The sequence below is a fragment of the Burkholderia sp. Ax-1720 genome (assembly GCF_011753035.1).
Classification (GTDB): domain Bacteria; phylum Pseudomonadota; class Gammaproteobacteria; order Burkholderiales; family Burkholderiaceae; genus Burkholderia; species Burkholderia gladioli.
In genome coordinates this window covers 1-21391 of record NZ_VWWK01000092.1, presented here as the reverse complement: position 1 = coordinate 21391, position 21391 = coordinate 1, and the positions used below count along the sequence as shown (strand labels likewise).

Below are 21391 nucleotides of genomic sequence, written 5' to 3'. Positions count from 1 at the left end.
CGAGGGTCGTGCAGTTGACTTGAGCGGCGGCGCCAACGATGCCTGGGCGCGGCCGCGCACGGGCAATGGAGGGAACATGAATCTCGCTGACGTGTGCATGACGATGTCGATTGCAGTTCGTCCAGTCCACCCGGGCGCCTCGCGCCGGGTATTCGATTTCAGCGCGCCGCCGGCATCGCCGTCGCGCTGCTCACGCGATTCCGCCCGGCGCCGCTTCGCCGCGCGCGATGCCGCTCGCCGGCACTCCCGGCTTCTTTCCGCGCCCGTCGGCCGCCTGGCCGCCCGCGCGCTTCCGAGATCTCTTCACAGGAACCTTCGTCATGACGCAAGCCATGCCTTTGCTATTTGATTTTTCGCCGTTCGTCGGCCAGAGCGAACGCTATGTCGAGCTGATCAAGCAGTTCTCCGCCGCGCACGCGTTCCGCAGCGCGCATGTCAGCGAACTGCTGCTCGAGGACGACTTCCACCGCCGCCCGCTGCGGCCGGAGGATTTCGAGTTCCTGAAGTTCCAGAAGCCGGTGCGCATGCACAACGTCAGCCGCCTGCCGGCGCTGGCTTCGGGCCGCACCCTGCTGTCGATCTACGAGCTGGGCGTGGCGCGCCTGCCGCGCAGCGCCGACGCCGAGGAATGGCAGCACTTCAGCGGCTTCTACGGCGACGACGTGCAGGTGTTCGGCGCGCAGATCGTGCCCTTCCTCGAGGCCTATGCCTTCGAGTACCTGTCGCAGGAACAGGCGCTGGAGGCCGAGCCGGCCGCCGCGGCCGCGCGCCTGAAGCGCATCATCGACGACGAGACGGCATTCTGGGGCGAGAACTTCGCGCGCCTGATGCGCAACGACTACCTGCAGGAAGGCCTGCGCTTCATCACCGTGCAGCGCTGGGCGCTGGCGCCGTCCAAGCGCCGCGCGCTGGCCCGCGCCACCGCCAGCGGCTTCCTCGACATGCTGCCGGAATCCTTGCGCCCGCAACTGCAGGGCGACCTGCCGTCCGACGCGCTGCTCGAGAAGGTGGCCGCCTCGGTGGGCGTGACGCGCCAGCAGCACGCCTACTGGCAGTTCTACCTGCCGACCAGCACCGCCAAGGCCAACCTGCTGTACGCGCTGGGCCGCCGCCCGGATCGCGCCTTCGGCCTGGTCGGCGCGGCCTTCGCGGCCGAGGCCGAATGGCTGGCCTTCGGTGCCGCGCTCGAACGCGCCTGCGCGCACCTGGTGCCGGCCGGCCGCGAGCCGGGCGAATTCGCGCGCCGTGCCGACGAACTGGTGGCGCGCTTCGAGCAGGCGCTGCGGACCATCGCCGCGCAGTTCGGCACGCCCGCCTACACGCAGGCGGTGCAGGGCGCGGCCGCGGCCGAGCGGCTCTGCGAGCGCGCCCGCTGGGACCTCGGCGAACAACTGCTGTGGCTGTCGTCGATCCGCCACTACATCAAGTTCGCGCATCGCATCAGCGACCGCATCGACGTCGAATGCCCCGGCATCGATCGCGAGACCTTCGTCGAGCCCTTCGAGATGTGCTCGACCACCCATGTCCACAACGATCACCGCCTGGTGACCATCGAGGAAGGGCAGATGCTGTTCTGGGGCAACGTCGGCATGCAGCTGAAGATGAACGTCGGCGACAAGGTGCTGATCCCCGACGGCCGCCTGCACGGCTCGACCGTGCTCTCGGGCGAGTGCACCTACCACCAGCCGATCATCCCGAACGACTGGGTGCAGGCGCTGGTCGCCGAACTCGATGCAAACGCGAAGGCCGGCGCGTCCGCCTGAGGGCGGGCGCCGCCGTCCGCTCTTGACTGGTGGGCCGCGCATTCCGCGCGGCCCGGCACGTTCGCCCGCGCTGGCGACGAACAAGGATATGAAATGCGATCAACCGAGGATGAGGTCAACGTGATGCCGCAAACCGACGTGGCGACACCGGGCAGCGAGGGCTTTGATCCGGGCGACTGGAAGAGCCGCATCATCGCGGGCCGCGCGCTGGGCGCCGCGGCGAACCCGCCGGCCTGGCTCGACGCGGCCTACGAGACGCTGCGCGAGCAGGTGATGCACCCGGAATACCCGTGCTTCTTCGGCACCATGGCCGAGAAGCGCGGCGAGATGTTCTACGGCTACGTGAACGGCAAGGACATCGCCGAGCTGCCCGCCACCATGCAGACCTTCTCGGAGCTGGTGTCGCGCCCGGAGTATCGCAAGAACAACATCGCGATCTTCTTCGAGCCCGACGCCGAACCGCTCTCGCACGAGACCTACCACCAGCACTTCTGGCAGATCCTGCAGCACCTGCACGACGTCGATCCCGATCCCAAGGCCGACCAGCAGCCGCCGCCCTCGGACGGCGCCTGGGAGTTCTCGTTCGCCGGCGTGGAGACCTTCGTGGTGTGCGCCTGCCCGTCGTTCCGCGCGCGCCACAGCCGCAACCTCGGCCCCGGCATGGTGCTGCTGTTCCAGCCGCGCAGCGTGTTTGTCGACACCATCACCAACAAGGTGATCGGTCGCGAGGCGCGCAACCAGGTGCGCAAGCGCCTGCAGACCTGGGACGAGATCGGCGCGCATCCGGACCTCGGTTTCCACGGCGACCCCGGCAATCTGGAATGGAAGCAGTACTTCCTCGACGACGCGAACGTGCCGGCCGACGATCGCTGCCCGTTCCTGAAACGCCAGAAACAGGATGCCGAGGCCGCGCGCAACGCGTTCGGCGACGCGCCGCGCGACGTGGTGATCGCCGCCGATTTCGCGCCCAAGCGCCAGGCGGCCGAGCCGGTGGTGGTGCAGTCGAGGCCGGCCGCCGCCGACGAGGCCGGCGCGCGCCACTGGCAGCAGCACAAGATCGTCTCGCCCGACAGCCCGTATGCGCCGCATCCGGCCTGGCACGGCAAGGAGCATCGCCATCTGCCGCACGGCAGCCACGAGCATCACGAATACGGCGAGGAGTGACGGCCGCTTGTCCGATTCATCGGATTCGTCGGCCGTGACCAGACGAGGGCCGGGCGCGATGGCGCCCGGAAACGCCGCGCATGACGCGGCGGGGCAATGAAGGTAGGGCGAGGTACGGAAATGGCAGAGAACATGATCGAACGGCTGCGCGCGCTGGCCGGGCAGCGCGCGGCGGATACCGCGCTGGTGACCGTCGACGCGCAGGGCGACACCCGTTACGACTACGCGGCACTCGATCGCCGCGCCACCGCGCTGGCCGCGCTGCTGCGCGAGCGCGGCGCCGGTGCGCAGGCGGCCCGCGTGCTGCTGGCGATGGACAGCGGCGTCGACTACGTGGCCGCGTTCTTCGGCTGTCTCTACGCGGGCGCGGTGGCCGTGCCCGTCTATCCGCCCGAATCGCTGCGCGGCCAGCACCTGGCGCGCCTGGCCGCGATCGCGGCCGATGCCGAGGCGGCCTTCGTGGTCACCACGCGCGCGCTGGCCGACAAGCTCGGCGAGGCCTTCGCGAGCATCGCGCCCGGCGCCGCGCTGATCGAGATGGATGCGATCGAGCATGAGCGCATCGATGTCGGCGCCTTCGAACCCTATCGCGCCGCGGCTTCCGACATCGCCTTCCTGCAGTACACCTCGGGGTCGACCTCCACGCCCAAGGGCGTGATGGTCACCCACGGCAGCCTGTGGGCCAACGAGATCGCGATCCGCGAAGGGCTGGGCGTGACGGCCGAGGACGTGTTCGTCAGCTGGCTGCCGCTCTATCACGACATGGGCCTGATCGGCACGCTCTCGCAGCCGGTGTTCAGCGGCATTCCGCTGGTGCTGATGTCGCCGCAGTTCTTCCTCGAACGGCCGGTGCGCTGGCTCGAGGCGATCGCGCGCCATCGCGGCACCATTTCGGGCGGCCCCGATTTTTCCTATCGCCTGTGCGCCGACCGGATCGGCGACGAGGCGCGCGCCGCGCTCGACCTGTCGAGCTGGCGGCTCGCCTTCTCGGGCTCCGAGCCGGTGCGCAAGGCCACGCTGGACGCCTTCGTCGAGCGCTTCGTGGCGCAGCGCTTCGATCCGGCCGCGCTGTTCCCGTGCTACGGCCTGGCCGAGGCCACGCTCTACGTGAGCGGCGTGGGCCGCGGGCGCGGCGCGCATGCGCCGGGTTTCTCGGTCGAGGCGCTCGAAGCCGGGCGTGCCGAGGCGGACGCGAACGGCACCGAGCTGGTTTCCTGCGGGCGCGTGCCGAGCGAGCACGCGATCGAGATCGTCGACCGGGCCAGCGGCGCGGTGATGGCCGATGGCGCGATCGGCGAGATCCTGGTGCGCGGGCCGAGCGTGGCGGCCGGTTATTGGCGCCGAGCAGATGCCACGGCGGCCAGCTTCGTCGAGCGCGAGGGCGCCACCTGGCTGCGCACCGGCGACCTGGGTTTCATCCACCAAGGCGAGCTGTACGTGGCCGGGCGCATCAAGGATCTGCTGATCGTGCGCGGCCGCAATCTCTATCCCCAGGATCTCGAACTGGGCGTCGAGCGCGAGGTGGAGCTGGTGCGGCGCGGCCGCGTGGCCGCCTTCGCGGTGGAACTGAACGGGCAGGAAGGCATCGGCATCGCGGCCGAGGTATCGCGCAACGTGCGCAAGCTGGCGACGCCCGAGGCGATCGCGGCCGCGCTGACGGAGGCGGTCGCGCTCGCCTGCGGGGAGCCGGCTGCCGTGGTGGTGCTGCTGAACCCGGGCGGCCTGCCGAAGACTTCGAGCGGCAAGGTGCAGCGCGCCGCCTGCGTGCGCGGCTGGCAGGATCGTTCGCTCGACGCCTATGCGTGGCTCGAGCACGGGCAGCGTGTCGATCGACAAGGCGAGGCGGCTTCGGCCCCGGTGGCGAACGATATCGAGCCGCCGGCACATCCCGACATCGAGGCCGCGCTGGCGGTGCTGTGGCGCGAGGCCCTGCCTGCCTTGCCGGCTTCGCCGGCCGGCTCGGCGAGCTTCTTCGCCCATGGCGGCAATTCGCTGGCCGCGGTGCAACTCGCCTCGGCGGTGCAGGCGCGCTGGGCGATCGACTACACGGCGCGCGACGTGTTTAGCGCGCCGAGCTTGCGCGCCTCGGCGGCGCGCGTCGCCGAGCGCCTCGCGCAAGGCAGCGTGGCCGCCGGCGCCGATTTCAGGCCGCTCGACGCGGCTGCGCGCCGGGTGGCCGTCGCCTCGGATGCGCAGCGCAGCCTGTGGCTCACCTGGCTGCACGATCCGGCCAGCGCCGCCTACAACATGAGCGGCGAGTTGCGCCTGGACGGCGCGCTCGACGTCGACGCGCTGCGGCTCGCGCTGGGCGACGTGGTGCGCGCACACGAGGTGCTGCGCGCGCGTTTCGAACTGGGCGAGGAGGGCGAGGCGCTTCAAGTCATCGACCACGATCTGGCGATCTCGCTGCCCGTCACCGCGTTCGACGGCTTGCCCGAAGCCTCGCGCGCGGCGGCGCTCGACAGCCTGACGCGTGTAGTCACGCAGGCGCCGTTCGATCTCGAAACCGGGCCGCTGCTGCGGGCGCACCTGCTGCGTGTCGCGCCCGATTCGCATCGCCTGCTGATCGTGCTGCATCACATCGTGGCCGACGGCTGGTCGGTCAACGTGCTGCTCGACGCGCTGTCGCGCGCCTACGCGGCGCGCGCCGGCCGGTCGGCCGATGCCGATCCGGCGGCGCGGCTCGATGCCTCGCTCGCGCCGGCCTGGCAATACACCGATTACGTCGCCTGGGAGCGCGCCGCGCTGGGCGAGGCCGCCCTCGCGCGACAGCTCGATTACTGGCGCGGCCAACTGGCCGCCGACGGCGATCCGTCCGCCGCGGCACGCCTGTTCCCGCGCGAGGCCGGCGCGCCCGGCCGGCAGCGCGGGTTCGAATTCTCGCTGCAGGGCGGTACCGCCCAGGCGCTGCGGCGCTTCGCGGCCGAGCGTCATGCCACGCCGTTCATGGCGATGCTGGCGGTGCTCGACGCGGTGCTGCACGAGCTGAGCGGCCGCGACGACATCCGCGTCGGCGCGCCGGTCTCGCTGCGCAAGCGGCCCGAGGCGCAGGCGCTGATCGGCTATTTCATCAACGTGCAGGTGCTGCGCACGCGGATCGACGCGACACATGGCTTCGCGGCGCTGGTCGATGCGGCGCGCGATACGGTGCTGGCCGCGCACGAGCACCAGGACGTGCCGTTCGATCGCCTGATGAGCGCCTTGCTGCCGAATCGCGCGAGCGGCGACGAAGCGCTGTTCCAGGTCAAGCTGACCGAGCAGCGGCCGTTCGAGACGCGCGGTTTCGCGCCGCTCGAGGCGCGCCTGCGCGTGCTGCTCAACGACGCGCCGCATTTCGATCTCGCACTCGATTTCACCGATCGCGGCGAGGCGATCGACTGCCTGCTCGCTTATGACGACGCGGTGTTCGATGCCGCCTTCATGGCGCGCTTCGCCGCGCGTTTCCAGGCATTCGCGGCGCGTCTCGTCGCCGACGCCGAAGCCCCGCTGGCCGGCGTCATTGCCGAGGCGGTGGCGATCGCCGAGGCGGCGCAGGCCGATCCGGCCGACGACGCGGCTAATACCGACTTCCTGGCGATGTGGGATGCCGGCGTCGCGCGCGACGGCGCCGCGATCGCGCTGCGCGACGGCCTGGAAGGCGAGCGCGGCCTGAGCTATGCCGCGCTCGACGCGGCGGCCGATGCGCTGGCCGCGCAACTGCGCATGCAGGGCATCGCCGACGAATCGCGCGTGGCCGTGCTGGCCGAGCGCTCGATCGAGCACGTGCTGGCGATGCTGGCCGCGCTCAAGGCCGGCGCCACCTGGCTGCCGCTCGATCCGCGCGCGCCGGCCGCGCGCCTGGCGGCGCAACTGGCCGACAGCGGCGCGGCTGTGCTGCTGCACGCGGTGCCGCTGCCCGACGGCTTCGTGCTGGCGAACGCGGTGCCGATGGCCCTGCGCCTGGAGGTGCCGGCGGCGCCGGTGGCGCATATCGTGCCGCGCTCGCGCCATGCCGATCGCGCCGCCTACATGATCTACACCTCAGGCTCCACGGGCGAGCCGAAGGGCGTGATCGTCACGCATCGCGCGCTCGCGAACTATGTGCGCGGCATGCTGGCGACGCTCGATGCGCGGCCCGAATCCTCGTTTGCGATGGTGTCGACGCCGGCGGCGGACCTGGGTCACACCACCTTGTTCGGCGCGCTCGCCTCGGGGCGCACGCTGCACCTGATCGCGCCGGATCTCGTGTTCCAGCCCGATGCCTTCGCGCGCTACATGGCCGCGCATCGCGTCGGCGTGCTGAAGATCGTGCCGAGCCATCTGGCCGCCTTGCTGTCGGCGGCGCAGCCGGAGCAGGTGCTGCCGGCCGACGCGCTGATCGTCGGCGGCGAGCGCACGCCGGCCGCGCTGCTCGCGCGCGTTTCGGCCTTGGCGCCGGCCTGCCGCGTGTTCAATCACTATGGCCCGACCGAAACCACGGTCGGCGTGGCCATGCACGGCTGGCAGGGCGGCGGCGCGGAGCGCGACCTGCCGCTCGGCCGCGCGCTGCCCGGCATGCGCCTGCACCTGCTCGATGCCGGCATGACGCCCGTGGCCGATGGCGAGGATGGCGAGTTATACGTTGGCGGCCCTGGCGTGGCGCGCGGTTACCACGGTCGCGCCGGGCTCAGCGCCGAGCGCTTCGTGCCCGATCCGTTCACGGCCGGCGAGCGGCTCTATCGCACTGGCGACCTGGCTCGGATCGGTGCCGACGGCCTGCTCGAATATCGTGGGCGCGCCGACGACCAGGTCAAGATCCGCGGTTATCGCGTCGAACCGGCCGAGGTCGAGCGCGGGCTCGCGAAGCTGGATGGCGTGCGCGCGGCGGCCGTGCTGGCCTATGAGACGCCGGCCGGAACGCGGCTGGCCGCCTTCGTGGTGGGCGGCGCGGTGGGCAAGGCGCTGCTGGAAGCGGCGGCGGGTGTGTTGCCCGACTACATGGTGCCGGCCGAGGCGATCGCGCTGGACGCGCTGCCGCTCAATGCCAATGGCAAGCTCGATCGCACCGCGTTGCGAGCTCGCCTGGGCGATCATCTGGCGCAAGCGGCGAATGGGCCGGCGCAAGCCGAAGCCGCTGCAGGCGAAGCGATCGACGCGGCGCCCGGAGCCGACGACGCCCCGCGCGGCGAGACAGAACAGGCGATCGCGACGATCTGGGCCGAGGTGATCGAGATCGATCGCGCCCGGATCGGCCGCAGCCGGAATTTCTTCGAGGTCGGCGGCGATTCGCTGCTGGGGCTCAAGGTAGTGGCGCGCGCACGCAAGCTCGGCATCACGATCACGCCGAAGCAACTGTTCCAGCGCCTGACGCTGGCCGAGCTGGCCGAGAAATCGGCGGCGGCCAAACCGGCGGCAAGCAAGCCGGTATCGTCTTCGGCCGCGATGCAGCCGGCGGTCGCGCCGATTCCTGCGGCGCCCGCCGCGCCGCAGGAATCCGCTGCCGATCTGTCGGCGATTCCGCGCCTGCCGGAGGCAACGCGCCAGCGCACGCCGGCATCGTTCGCGCAGCAGCGTCAATGGTTCCTCTGGCAACTGGCGCCGGCGAGCCGCGCGTATCACGTTTCGGGCGGCCTGTGGCTGACGGGCGAGGTCGACGCGGCGGCGCTGCGCGAGGCCTTCGCGGCGATCGTGGCGCGCCACGCGGTACTGCGCACGCGCTTCGTCGCGAACCAGGCCGGCGAGGTCGAGGCGATCATCGACGATGCCGTGTCGCTCGACTGGCGCGCCGAGGCGGTGGCCGGCGATGCGCTCGAAGCGGCGGCTCGCTCGCTGGCCGACGAGCCTTTCGATCTCGCCGCGGGGCCGCTGTTGCGCGCGGCGCTGTACCGGGGCGAGGATGCCGGCCGTCATCTGCTGGCGGTGTCGATGCATCACATCGTCTCGGATGGATGGTCGGTGCAGGTGCTGCTCGACGAGCTGGTCGCGCACTACCGCGCCCGCGTGACGGGCGAGACCCGGACGCTTGCCGAACTGCCGATCCAGTATGCCGACTACGCCGCCTGGCAGCGCGACTGGCTTGCAGCGGGCGAGCGCGAGCGCCAGCTCGACTACTGGAAGGCCGCGCTCGGCGATACGCATCCGGTGCTGGCCCTGCCGATGGACGGCGCACGCGGCGCCCAGGGCGGCTACACGGCCGGCCGTCATGCGCTGAGCCTGCCGGCCTCGCTCTCGCAAGCGGTGAAGGCCCGCGCGCAGCAGCAGTCGGCCACGCCCTTCATGCTGTTGCTGGCGGCGTTCCAGGCGCTGCTGCATCGCTACACGGGGCAGGACGATATCCGCGTCGGCGTGCCGGTGGCGAACCGTCATCGCGTGGAGACGGCCGGGCTGATCGGCTTCTTCGTCAACACCCAGGTGATGCGTGCGTGCTTCGACGGCGACGAGACGCTCGGCATGCTGCTCGATCGCTTGCGCGAAGCCACGGCCGGCGCGCAGGCGAACCAGGACCTGCCGTTCGACGTGCTGGTCGAGGCGCTGCGTCCCGAGCGCAGCCTCAGCCACAGCCCGCTGTTCCAGGTGATGTTCAATCACCAGAGACGCGACTGGCGGGTGCTGGACGGGCTGCCCGGCCTGGCGATCGAGCCTTGCCGCTTGCCGGCACCGATGGCGCAGTTCGAGCTGATGCTCGATACGCGCGAGGATGTCGACGGCACGTTGAGCTTCGAGTTCAGCTATGCGCGCGAGCTGTTCTCCGAGGCGACGATTGCCCGGTTCGCCGTGCATTACCAGCGCTGCGTCGAGGCGATGGTCGGCGCCGATGAGCGGGTTGCCGATATTGCTCTGACCGATGAAGCCGAGCGCGCGATGCTGGACGGCTGGAGCCGCAATCGCACGCGTTATGACGAGATCGAGCCGGTGTTTCGTGCCTTCGAGCGTCATGCCGCTGCGCATCCCGAGGATGATGCGCTGGTGTTTGGCGAAACCAGGCTCAGTTATGCCGAGCTGAATGCGCGTGCGAATCGTCTTGCGCATTGGCTGGGTTCGCGTGGGATCGGCGTGGAATCGCGGGTTGGTGTTGCCGCCGAGCGCTCGCTGGAATTGGTGATCGCCTTGTACGCGATCATGAAGGCCGGCGCGGCTTATGTGCCGCTCGATCCTTCGTATCCGGCTGATCGGATTGCCGCGATGATCGACGATAGCGGGATTGGTTTGCTGCTTGCACAGGGCGGGCTCGATCTGCCGTCGCGAGAGGGTGTCGAGCGTGTCGACATCGGTACGCTGGACACGTCGTCCTTCCCGGCTACCAATCCCAATGTTCAATTGCATGGCGCGAACCTCGCCTATGTGATCTTCACCTCGGGCTCGACGGGGCGCCCGAAGGGCGTGGGCAATCGCCACGACGGCCTGTCGAATCGCCTGATCTGGATGCAGCGCGAATACGGCCTGCAACGCGGCGAGACGGTGTTGCAGAAAACCCCGTTCAGCTTCGACGTCTCGGTCTGGGAATTCTTCTGGCCGTTGATGGTGGGCGCGCGGCTGGCGATCGCGGCACCGGGCGCGCATCGCGATCCCGCTGAACTGGCGCAGACGATCGTGGCGCACGACGTCAGCACGCTGCACTTCGTGCCGTCGATGCTGCAAGCCTTCGTGGCGATGCCCGAAGCGGCAGCCTCTTGCGGCAAGACGCTGAAGCGCATCGTCTGTAGCGGCGAGGCCTTGCCGGCGGATCTGCGCGAGCGCGTGGCGGCGGTGCTGCCGGGCGTGGAATTGCACAACCTGTATGGGCCGACCGAGGCGGCGATCGACGTGACCGCTTGGGCTTGCGTGGACGAGGCCGGCCGCGCGGTGCCGATCGGTCGCCCGATCGCGGCTACCCAGACCTGGGTGCTCGACGCGAGGCTGAATCCGGTGCCGCCTGGCGTGCCGGGCGAACTGTACCTCGGTGGCGCTGGGCTGGCGCGTGGTTATCTGGGTCGCCCAGACCTGACGGCGGAGCGCTTCGTACCGGATCCGTTCGCGGACGAACCGGGCGCGCGGCTCTATCGCACGGGCGACCTCGCGCGTTGGCGTGCCGATGGCGCGATCGACTACCTGGGCCGGATCGATCATCAAGTGAAGATTCGCGGCCTGCGGATCGAGTTGGGTGAAATCGAATCGGCGCTGACGGCGGATGCTTCGGTGCGCGAGGCGGTGGTGATCGCGCATGAAGGCAAGCTGGTGGGCTACGTGACAGGCACCACGCCTGACGTCGCAGCGCTACGCACGGCGCTGGCGGCACGCTTGCCGGACTACATGGTGCCGTGGCGCATCATGGCACTGGACACGCTGCCTTTGAATCCGAACGGCAAGGTGGATCGCCGCGCACTGCCGCTGCCGGCCGCCGAAGCCGACCCGGGCGCTCATTACGAAGCCCCTCATGAAGGCATCGAAACCGAACTCGCGACGCTCTGGACCGGTTTGCTCGACATCGAGCGCATCGGCCGCCATGACGATTTCTTCGACCTGGGCGGGCATTCGCTGCTGGTCGTGCGCCTGAACGCCCGGATCGGGCTCGAACTGAACGCAAGCCTGCCGCTCGCCACGCTGTTCGAGGCCCGCACACTGGCCGCGCAGGCCGAGGCCATCGCGCAGGCGCAAGGCAGCCAGCCCGGCGACGACGCGCTGCGCAGCCTCGATCTCTTTATGGACACGCTTTGAACGCATTCATGGACAAGACCACGGCCGCCCGCATCGCCGCGCGCTTCATCGAGCTGACACCGGAAAAACGACGCCTGTTCTGGGAAAAGATGCAGGCTGACGGCGTGAGTCCGGCGCAGTTCCCGATCGTGCCGCGCGCGCGCGCGGCCGGGCAGCCGGTGGAGGTGTCATACGCGCAGCGCCGCCAATGGGTGCTCGCGCAACTGTCGCCGGACAATCGTGCGTATCACGTCTCGGGCGGCTTGTGGCTGACGGGCGAGGTCGACGCGGCGGCGCTGCGTGAGGCCTTCGCGGCGATCGTGGCGCGCCATGCGGTGCTGCGCACGCGTTTCGTCGCGAACCAGGCCGGCGAGGTCGAGGCCTTCGTCGATGAAGGCGTCTCGCTCGATTGGCGTGAGGAAACGGTGGCCGGCGATGCGCTCGAAGCGTCGGCCCGTTCGCTGGCCGACGAAGCCTTCGATCTGGCGGCGGGGCCTTTGTTGCGCGCGGCGCTGTACCGGGGCGAGGGCGGCCGTCATCTGCTGGCGGTGTCGATGCACCACATCGTCTCCGATGGATGGTCGGTGCAGGTGCTGCTGGAAGAACTGGTCGCGAATTACCGAGCCCGCGTGACGGGCGAGACCCGGGCGCTCGAGGAACTGCCGATCCAGTATGCCGACTACGCCGCCTGGCAGCGCGACTGGCTCGAAGTCGGCGAGCGCGAGCGCCAGCTCGACTACTGGAAGGCCGCGCTAGGCGATTCGCATCCGGTGCTGGCCCTGCCGATGGATGGCCTGCGCAGCGCGCATGGCGACTACACGGCCGGCCGCTACGCCCTGGGTTTGCCCGCCGAACTGGCGCAAGCCGTGAAGGCTCGCGCGCAGCAGCAATCGGCCACGCCCTTCATGCTGCTGCTGGCGGCGTTCCAGGCGCTGCTGCATCGCTACACGGGACAGGACGATATCCGCGTCGGCGTGCCGGTGGCGAACCGGAACCGCGTCGAGACGGAGCGCCTGATCGGCTTCTTCGTCAACACCCAGGTGATGCGCGCCAGCTTCGACGGCGACGAGACGCTCGGCATGCTGCTCGACCGGCTGCGCACGGCCACGGTCGGCGCGCAGGCGCATCAGGACCTGCCGTTCGATGCACTGGTCGAGGCGCTGCGTCCCGAGCGCAGCCTCAGCCACAGCCCGCTGTTCCAGGCGATGTTCAATCACCAGCGACGCGACTGGCGGGTGCTGGACGGCTTGCCTGGCCTGGGCATCGAGCCGCATCCCCTGCCGAGCGCGATGGCGCAGGTCGAGTTGATGCTGAACACGCAGGAGGATGGGCAGGGAGGGCTTGGCTTCGAATTCAGCTATGCGCGCGAATTGTTTTCGGAAGCGACGATCGCGCGCCTGGCCGCGCATTATCGGCGCTGTGTCGAGGCGATCGCGCAGGGCGACCTGGCGGTGCGTATCGCGGACATCGTGCTGACGGACGAGGCCGAGCGCGCGACGCTGGACGGCTGGAGCCGCAATCGCACGCGTTATGACGAGATCGAGCCGGTGTTTCATGCCTTCGAGCGTCATGCCGCTGCGCATCCCGAGGATGACGCGTTGGTGTTTGGCGAAACCAGGCTCAGTTATGCCGAGCTGAATGCGCGTGCGAATCGTCTTGCGCATTGGCTGGGTTCGCGTGGGATCGGCGTGGAATCGCGGGTTGGTGTTGCCGCCGAGCGCTCGCTGGAATTGGTGATCGCCTTGTACGCGATCATGAAGGCCGGCGCAGCTTATGTGCCGCTCGATCCTTCGTATCCGGCCGATCGGATCGCCGCCATGATCGACGATAGCGGGATTGGTTTGCTGCTTGCGCAGGGCGGCCTTGACCTGCCGTCGCGAGAGGGTGTCGAGCGTGTTGATCTCGGTACGTTGGACACGTCGTCATTCCCGGCCACTAATCCCGATATCGAACTGCATGGCGCGAACCTCGCCTATGTGATTTTCACCTCGGGTTCGACGGGGCGCCCGAAGGGCGTGGGCAATCGCCACGACGGCCTGTCGAATCGCCTGATCTGGATGCAGCGCGAATACGGGCTGCAACGCGGCGAGACGGTGTTGCAGAAAACCCCGTTCAGCTTCGACGTGTCGGTCTGGGAATTCTTCTGGCCGTTGATGGTGGGCGCGCGGCTGGCGATCGCGGCGCCGGGCGCGCATCGCGATCCCGCTGAACTGGCGCAGACGATCGTGGCGCACGACGTCAGCACGCTGCATTTTGTCCCGTCGATGTTGCAAGCCTTCGTGGCGATGCCGGAAGCGGCAGCCTCTTGTGGCAAGACGCTGAAGCGCATCGTCTGTAGCGGCGAGGCCTTGCCGGCGGATCTGCGCGAGCGCGTGGCGGCGGTGCTGCCGGGCGTGGAATTGCACAACCTGTATGGGCCGACCGAGGCGGCGATCGACGTGACAGCTTGGGCCTGCGTGGACGAAGCCGGCCGCGCGGTGCCGATCGGTCGCCCGATCGCGGCTACCCAGACCTGGGTGCTCGATGCAAGGCTGAATCCGGTGCCGCCTGGCGTGCCGGGCGAACTGTACCTGGGCGGAGCGGGGCTGGCGCGAGGCTATCTGGGCCGTCCCGACCTGACGGCGGAGCGCTTCGTACCGGATCCGTTCGCGGACGAACCGGGCGCGCGGCTCTATCGCACGGGCGATCTCGCGCGTTGGCGTGCCGATGGCGCGATCGACTACCTGGGCCGCATCGATCATCAAGTGAAGATTCGCGGCCTGCGGATCGAGTTGGGTGAAATCGAATCGGCGCTGACGGCGGATGCTTCGGTGCGCGAGGCGGTGGTGATCGCGCATGAAGGCAAGCTGGTGGCTTATGTGACAGGTGAAGCGGGGCAAGCGGTGCCCGACGTCGCCGCGTTGCGCACGGCATTGGCTGCACGGCTACCGGACTACATGGTGCCGTGGCGCATCGTGGTGCTGGACACGCTGCCGCTGAATCCGAACGGCAAGGTGGACCGCCGCGCGTTGCCGCTGCCGGCCGCCGAAGCCGAGCAGGGCACGAACTACCAAGCACCGCTTGAAGGCATCGAAGCCGAGTTCGCGTCGATCTGGTCGACGCTGCTGCGAGGCGCGCGCATCGGCCGTCACGACGATTTCTTCGAACTCGGTGGCGACTCGATCCTGGCCTTGCAGATCGTCGCGCGCGCCCGGCAAGCGGGCTACCGCCTGACGGCCCGGCAGATCTTCGAGCAGCCGACTGTCGCCGAGCTGGCCGCCGTGGCCGAACCGCTGTACCAGGGCAGCGCGAATCCGCAGGCGATGGCCGCCGAGGAAGCCGCCGCCACCGCTGACGGCGCGTCCGTGCCGCTGATGCCGGTGCAAGCCTGGTTCCTGTCGAAGGCGTTCGCGCAGCCGAATCACTGGAATCAGTCGGTGCTGCTGGCCACGGAAACTGCCCCCGACGCAGCGCGGCTGGAGCAGGCCCTGGGTGCCGCGGTGGCGGCGCATCCGGCCTTGCGCCTGCGCTTTTCCTCGACGCCCGAAGGCTGGCGGCAGTACCTCGCGGCGCCGGATGCGGCGCCGCTGGTCGCGACGCTGACCGGCGTCGAGCCCGCCGCGATCGATGCGGCTTGCGACACGATCCAGTCGGCGCTCGACATCGAGCGCGGCCCGCTGCTGCGCGCGCTCGTGATCGGCGTGAGCGACGGTAGCTGGCGTATCGCGATCGCGATCCATCATCTGGCGGTCGATACCGTCTCCTGGCGCATCCTGCTCGACGACCTGCATCGCGTCTATCGCCAGCTCGAGGCTGGCGAGACGGTCGTGCTGCCTTCGCCGACGCTGTCCTATCCCGGCTTCGCACGGCGTCTGCATGAGGCGGCGCAAGCCGACGAGGTGGCTGCCAGCCTCGACTACTGGCGCACGCTCGGCGAGATCGACGCGTCGCTGCCGGCGCGTGCCGGCACGCCGGCCGGCGCATGCAGCGTCACCGTCACGCTGGAGCGCGCCGCCACGCAAACCCTGCAACAAACCGCCAACGCGGCCTACCGAACCCAGCTTGCCGATCTGCTGCTGGCGGCCACGGGCCGGGTGCTGTGCCGCTTCGCCGGCCGCGAGGCGCTGCGCATCGATGTCGAAGGCCATGGCCGCGACGCGCCGCTCGGCGAACTCGACCTCAGCCGCACGGTGGGCTGGTTCACCAGCCTTCATCCGCTGCCGCTGGCAGCGAGCGGCGAGCTCGGCTCGGCCATCAAGCGCGTCAAGGAGGCACGACGCGCGGTACCGCATGGCGGCAACAGCTTCGGGATGCTGCGATATGCCGGCAGTGCCGCCGCACAGGCAGCGCTCGCCGACATCCGCGACGCCGACGTGCTGTTCAACTACCTGGGCCAGCTCGATGGCTCGCTCGGCGCGGGCGCCTGGCGCCTGGCGGCGGAACGCGGCGGCCGCGGCGTCGGCGCCGAGAACCGGCCGACCCACGCGCTCGACATCGCCGCGCAGATCCGCGACGGCGAGTTGTCGATCGCGCTGCGCCACCCGGGCGGGGACCGCTACGACGCGGCCACGCTCGAAGCGCTGGCGGCCGAGCTGCGTGCCGAATTGACCGTCGTGCTCGAACACTGCACCAGCGGCGCGGCCGGCCTCACGCCGTCCGACGTGCCGCTCGCGGCGATCGACCAGGCGCGTCTCGACGCGCTGCCGGTGCCGGCCGCCGAGCTGGCCGATCTCTATGCACTGGCGCCGATGCAGGCCGGCATCGTATTCCACAGCCTGCTCGGCGCGCAGCAGCATGCCTATGTGAACCAGTTGCGCGTCAATGTCGAAGGGCTCGACGCGGCGCGTTTCGAGGCCGCCTGGGCGGCGGTCGCCAAGCGTCACGACGTGCTGCGCACCGGCGTGCTGAGCTTCGACGATCAACCGCGCCAGTGGGTGGTGCGCGAGGTGGCGACGCCGTTCTCGCAGGAGGATTGGCGCGACGGCCCGGCCCCGCTCGCCGAGCGGCTCGACCGCTTCTCGGCCGACGACCTGTCACGCGGTTTCGACCTGGCGCGTCCGCCGCTGTGGCGCGTCACGCTGCTGCGCACGGGCGAGGCGCGGCATCACGTGGTCTGGACCTTCCATCACGTGTTGCTCGACGGCTGGAGCGCGGCGCAACTGCTGGCCGAGGTGCTGTCGATCTATGGCGGCGCCGTGCCGACCGAGGCGCCGGCCCGTTATCGCCGCTTCATCGGCTGGCTGGCCGAGCAGCCGCGCGAGGCCAGCGATGCCTGGTGGCGCGCGCAGACCGCGCGTCTCGACGGCCCGACCTTGCTGACCCAGGCACTGCCGGCGCCGGGCGCCGAGGCCGCCCACGCGGCGCGCCATGGCGTGCTGAACCTGAGCTGCGACGCGGCTCGCACCGCGCGCCTGGCCGCCTTCGCGAAATCGCAGCGCGCCACCTTGAGCGCGCTGGTGCAGGCCGCCTGGCTGGTGCTGCTGCAGCGCTACACGGGGCAGGCCACCGTGAGCTTCGGCGCGACCGTGGCGGGCCGGCCCGATGCGCTGCCGGGCGCCGATCGCATGCTGGGCCTCTTCATCAACACGATTCCGGTGATCGGCACGCCGTCGCCCTCGATGCGCGTGGGCGAGTGGCTGGCGGCGGTGCAGCGCGACGGCGTGGCCGCGCGCGAGCACGAGCACCTGCCGCTGGTGGAGATCCAGCGCGGCGCCGGCATCGACGGCGGCCAGCCGATGTTCGACACCCTGCTGGTGTTCGAGAACTACCCGGTCGACGCGATCCTCGACGATGCCTCGCCGCACGGCCTGCGTTTCTCGGGGCTGCGCAACGAGGACCGCACCAGCTTCCCGCTGACGCTGTCGGTCACGCAGGGTCGCGCGGCGCATGCCGCGACGCCCGGCGAGAGCCCGGCGGCCCGGCTCGACATCGAATTCGCCTATGCGGGCGACCTGTTCACGGCGGCGCAGATCGAGCGCCTGGCCGGCCAGCTCCGCACGCTGCTCGACGCCTTCGCGGCCGATCCCGAGGCGCGGCTCGGCGCGCTCGATCCGCTGCCGGCGGAAGAGCGCGCCACGCTGGCCGGCTGGGGGCGCGGCGCCGAAGTCGCGCCCTTGCCGCCGGTCCATCGGCGGATCGCCGAGCAGGCGGCGCGTCGGCCCTCGGCCATCGCGCTGGTGCATGACGGCGAGACGATCGACTACGGCACATTGGACGCGCGCGCGAACCGCATCGCCCACGCCTTGCGTGCGGCCGGCGTGGGCGCCGACGTGCGCGTCGGGATCGCGATCGAGCGCTCGGCCGGCATGATCGTGGCGATCCTCGGCGTGCTGAAGGCGGGCGGCGCCTACGTGCCGCTCGATCCGTCCTATCCGGCCGAGCGGCTGGCGATGATGATCGAGGACAGCGGCATCGCGCTGGCGCTGACCGAAGGTGCGGGCGCCGACGACCGCGGCCGCATGCCGGTGCCGACGCTCGATATCGCCGAGCTGGCGGCCGAGACGAGCGGCCATCCGTCCAGCGCGCCCGCGTGCGCCGTGCAGGGCGAGCATCTGGCCTACCTGATCTACACCTCCGGCTCGACCGGGCGCCCCAAGGGCGTCGGCATCACGCACGACGCGCTGGCGCGCCATGCCGAGGTGTCGATCGGCATGTTCGGCATCGGCGAGCAGGATCGCGTGCTGCAGTTCTCGACCTTCAATTTCGATGGCTTCGTCGAGCAGGTCTTCCCGACCCTGGCTTCCGGCGCGGCCCTGATCGTGCGCGGCCCCGAGCTGTGGAGCACCGGACGTTTCGCCGAGGAGGTCGAGCGCGAGCGGATCACCGTGGCCGACCTGACCACTGCCTACTGGAACGCGCTGGCGCAGGATTTCGCCGCGCGGCCCGAGGCGCGCGCCGCGCTCGCGACGCTGCGCTGCGTGCATGCCGGCGGCGAGGCGATGCCGGCCGACGGCGTGCGCGCCTGGCGCGCGGCCGGGCTCACGGCGCTCACGCTGGCCAATACCTACGGCCCCAGCGAGGCGACCGTCACGGCGACCTACTTCGATTGCAGCGCAATGTTGAAAGATGCGGCGGCCGAGGTGCCGGCCCAGATTCCGCTCGGCGGTCCGCTGCCAGGCCGCAGGCTGGCGGTGCTCGACATGCACGGCAACCCGGTGCCGCTCGGCGCGGCCGGCGAACTCTGCATCGGCGGGCCGTTGCTGGCGCGCGGCTATCACGATCGCGCGGGCCTGACGGCCGAGCGCTTCGTGGCCGACCCGTTCGCCGCCGTGCCGGGCGCGCGGCTCTATCGCACCGGCGACATCGTGCGCTGGAGCGAGGACGGCACGCTGGCCTATCTGGGCCGCGCCGATCATCAGGTGAAGATCCGCGGTTTCCGGATCGAGCTCGGCGAGATCGAATCGGTGCTGCTGCAGGATGCGCGCGTGCGCGAGGCGGCCGTGATCACGCGCGAGGGCCCGAGCGGGCTGCGGGTGCTGGCCTATGTCGCGCCGGCCGCCGGCGCGGCGGTGGAGGGCGCGGCCTTGCGCGCGGCGCTGGCGGAACGGCTGCCCGACTACATGGTGCCGTCGGCGGTGATGGTGCTGGAGGCATTGCCGCTCAACCCGAACGGCAAGATCGACCGACGTGCCTTGCCGGAGCCGGCCGCACAGGCCGGCGAAGAGACGGGGGCGCTGCCGCAGGGCGAGACCGAGCTGGCCCTGGCCGGCATCTGGTCGGCCGTGCTCGGCGTGGAGCCGGTGCGGCGCGCCGATCGCTTCTTCGAGCTGGGCGGGCATTCGCTGGCGGCCATGCAGGTGCAGACGGCGGTCCGCGCCAGGCTCGGCGCCGATATCGCGCTGGTGGAACTGATGCGCAATCCGCCGCTCGCGGCGCTGGCCGAGGCGATCGATGCATTGCGCGCACCGGCGGCGAGCGACGCGGCCATCGCGGCCGAGCTGAACGACATCCTGGCTGGCTTGTAGCCCGGCGGCGCGCTGGTCGCGCCGGTCGATGCCGTCGAAAAAATGCCGCCCGACCTGGTTCACAGGTCGGGCGGCATTTTGCATCGAGGGCCAAGCCTGGTTCATATCCACGGGATGCGCGGCGCCGATTTCCACGTGGAGATCGGCGCGAACCGGCAGCGGCCCCGGCTGCCTACCGTCCCGGCTCATCCTCCAGCGGCACATATCCCGCCACCGCTTCCTCATACAAGGCCGTCTGCGTCACCGCCGCCGCGATCGCCGCGTCGTCGTGCTCGGCCGTCAACATGCCCCAGCGCCGATACTGCGAGACGAACCACAATCCATCCGACGCGCGCGGCCGGTTGACCTCGCCACCATCGTGGAAGCGCACCGGCGCCGGCGGCGTCGCGAACGCGCCGTCGCCGTAGTCGCCGAGCAGGCGCGGCAGGATCCGCGCGGCCGGCACGTCGAGCGCCTCGGGCGAGGCCAGCCACTCGGCCGCCCGCGCGCGATTGCCGGGCAGGTCGAGCCAGGCGCCGGCATCGAGCAGGGTGCGGATCAGCGCGCGCGCCGTGTTCGGATAGAGCGCCGCGAACTCGCGGCGGCAGGCCAGCGCCTTCTCGGGATGGTCGTGCCAGACCTCGCTCGAAGCGGCCACCGTGCGCCCGGCGCCTTGCGCCTCGGCCACCGCGTTCCAGGGCTCGCCGACGCAGAAGCCGTCGAGTTCGCCGCTGGCCAGCGCCTCGGCCATGCCCGGCGGCGGGATCACGATGCTGCGCACCTCGCGCAGCGGATCGACGCCGTGCGCGGCGAGCCAGGCATAGAGCCACATCGCATGGGTGCCGGTCGGGAAGGTCTGCGCGAACACCGGCTTGCGGCCCAGCGTGGCGAGCGCCGCGCACAGCTCGCCCGATTCGCGCCAGGCATCGGCCAGGCGGTTCGAGAACGTGATCGCCTGGCCGTTGCGGTTCAGCACCGACAGCACGGCCAGGTCGGCGCGCGGCCCGCCGATGCCGTACTGCACGCCATAGACGAGCCCGTAGAGCGCATGCGCGGCGTCGATCTGGCCGGTCAGCAGCTGGTCGCGCAGGCTGGCCCAGGAAGGCTGGCGCGCCAGCGTCAGCGCCAGGCCGTGACGCTTGCCGAGGCCCAGGCGTTGCGCGACCACCAGCGGCGCGGCGTCGCTCAGGGCGACGAAGCCGAGCCGCAGCTCGCGGCGTTCGGGCGGCGGGAAAGTCGGTTTCATCATGCTTCACCATCGGGAATTCGGGCTGCGAGGAGGATCTGCCGCGCGGCTTCGACGATGCGGATGCCCTGGTCCATGGCGCGGCGGCGCAGCGTGGCATAGGCATCCTGCTCGCCGAGCCGGCGCGTCTCCATCAGCAGGCGTTTGGCGCGGTCGATCAGCTTGCGGTCGGCCAGTTCGTTCTCGACCTCGGCCAGGCGCCGGCGCAGCGCCTCGTCGTGCGAGAAGCGCGCGAGCGCCACCTCGATGATCGGCGCGAGCCGCTCGGGCGAGAGGCCCTCCACCAGGTAGGCGCTGACGCCCGCGCCCACCGCCGCGCGGATCAACTGCTGGTCCGCATCGGGGCTGAACATCAGCACCGGGCGCGGCGCGCGCGCATGCATCACCGCCAGTTGCTCGAGCGTGTCGCGCGAGGGCGATTCGGTATCGATGATCACCACGTCCGGGCGTTCCTTCTCGACCACGGCCGGCAGGCGCGCCGGGGTGGCCACCTCGTCGAGCATCTCGTAGTGGAGCCGCGCGAGCGCGTCGCGCAAGGCGCCGATCGGCTTGTCCGTATCGGTGACCAGCAGCACGCGCAGCGGGCGCGGGGCGTCGTGCGCGTCCATCATGCCAGCGGCCCCGGGCAGGCGCGGGCCGGCCCGCGCGACCGGCGGGGCGCGGCC

General features: G+C 70.6%; 7 protein-coding genes. 5 read left to right on the top strand and 2 right to left on the bottom strand.

Features of this window, described 5'->3' with window-relative positions:
- Nucleotides 1-76 precede the first annotated feature (76 nt).
- The 5 genes from F3J18_RS23140 (at nt 77) to F3J18_RS23120 (ending at nt 19501) form a co-directional block, all read left to right on the top strand.
- Entirely contained in the window at nt 77-349 is a 273-nt protein-coding gene (locus F3J18_RS23140) for a hypothetical protein (protein WP_166914446.1), read from the top strand.
- Complete coding sequence (locus F3J18_RS23135) at nt 321-1763, top strand: peptide synthetase (protein WP_025101766.1); 1443 nt, start codon at nt 321-323, stop codon at nt 1761-1763. Before F3J18_RS23140 ends, F3J18_RS23135 begins: the two co-directional genes overlap by 29 nt.
- Before the next feature lie 93 nt (nt 1764-1856).
- Nucleotides 1857-2927 carry a YqcI/YcgG family protein gene (locus F3J18_RS23130; RefSeq protein ID WP_166914444.1) on the top strand — a complete coding sequence of 357 codons (1071 nt, stop codon included), beginning with the start codon at nt 1857-1859 and terminating at the stop codon, nt 2925-2927.
- 132 nt (nt 2928-3059) lie between these two features.
- A complete protein-coding gene (locus F3J18_RS23125; protein ID WP_240156426.1) occupies nt 3060-11579 on the top strand; it encodes a non-ribosomal peptide synthetase in 8520 nt (2839 codons plus the stop codon).
- 8 nt (nt 11580-11587) lie between these two features.
- Nucleotides 11588-19501 carry a non-ribosomal peptide synthetase gene (locus F3J18_RS23120; RefSeq protein WP_166914440.1) on the top strand — a complete coding sequence of 2638 codons (7914 nt, stop codon included), beginning with the start codon at nt 11588-11590 and terminating at the stop codon, nt 19499-19501.
- 172 nt (nt 19502-19673) lie between these two features.
- Here F3J18_RS23120 and F3J18_RS23115 read toward each other — a convergent pair whose 3' ends face one another.
- Together F3J18_RS23115 and F3J18_RS23110 are read right to left on the bottom strand one after the other, a co-directional pair.
- Nucleotides 19674-20729 (bottom strand): CmpA/NrtA family ABC transporter substrate-binding protein, encoded by a 1056-nt coding sequence (locus tag F3J18_RS23115; RefSeq protein ID WP_166914438.1) that lies wholly within the window; start codon nt 20727-20729, stop codon nt 19674-19676.
- The gene (locus F3J18_RS23110) at nt 20726-21334 is read right to left on the bottom strand and encodes an ANTAR domain-containing protein (RefSeq protein ID WP_025099122.1); all 609 of its coding nucleotides are present in this window, start codon (nt 21332-21334) and stop codon (nt 20726-20728) included. Before F3J18_RS23110 ends, F3J18_RS23115 begins: the two co-directional genes overlap by 4 nt.
- Nucleotides 21335-21391 lie beyond the last annotated feature (57 nt).

Bases quoted from the DNA above. Each gene is read 5' to 3' on its own strand.
- F3J18_RS23140 (WP_166914446.1), top strand. From the start codon at position 77: ATGAATCTCGCTGACGTGTGCATGACGATGTCGATTGCAGTTCGTCCA.
- F3J18_RS23135 (WP_025101766.1), top strand. From the start codon at position 321: ATGACGCAAGCCATGCCTTTGCTATTTGATTTTTCGCCGTTCGTCGGC.
- F3J18_RS23130 (WP_166914444.1), top strand. From the start codon at position 1,857: ATGCGATCAACCGAGGATGAGGTCAACGTGATGCCGCAAACCGACGTG.
- F3J18_RS23125 (WP_240156426.1), top strand. From the start codon at position 3,060: ATGATCGAACGGCTGCGCGCGCTGGCCGGGCAGCGCGCGGCGGATACC.
- F3J18_RS23120 (WP_166914440.1), top strand. From the start codon at position 11,588: ATGGACAAGACCACGGCCGCCCGCATCGCCGCGCGCTTCATCGAGCTG.
- F3J18_RS23115 (WP_166914438.1), bottom strand. From the start codon at position 20,729: ATGATGAAACCGACTTTCCCGCCGCCCGAACGCCGCGAGCTGCGGCTC.
- F3J18_RS23110 (WP_025099122.1), bottom strand. From the start codon at position 21,334: ATGGACGCGCACGACGCCCCGCGCCCGCTGCGCGTGCTGCTGGTCACC.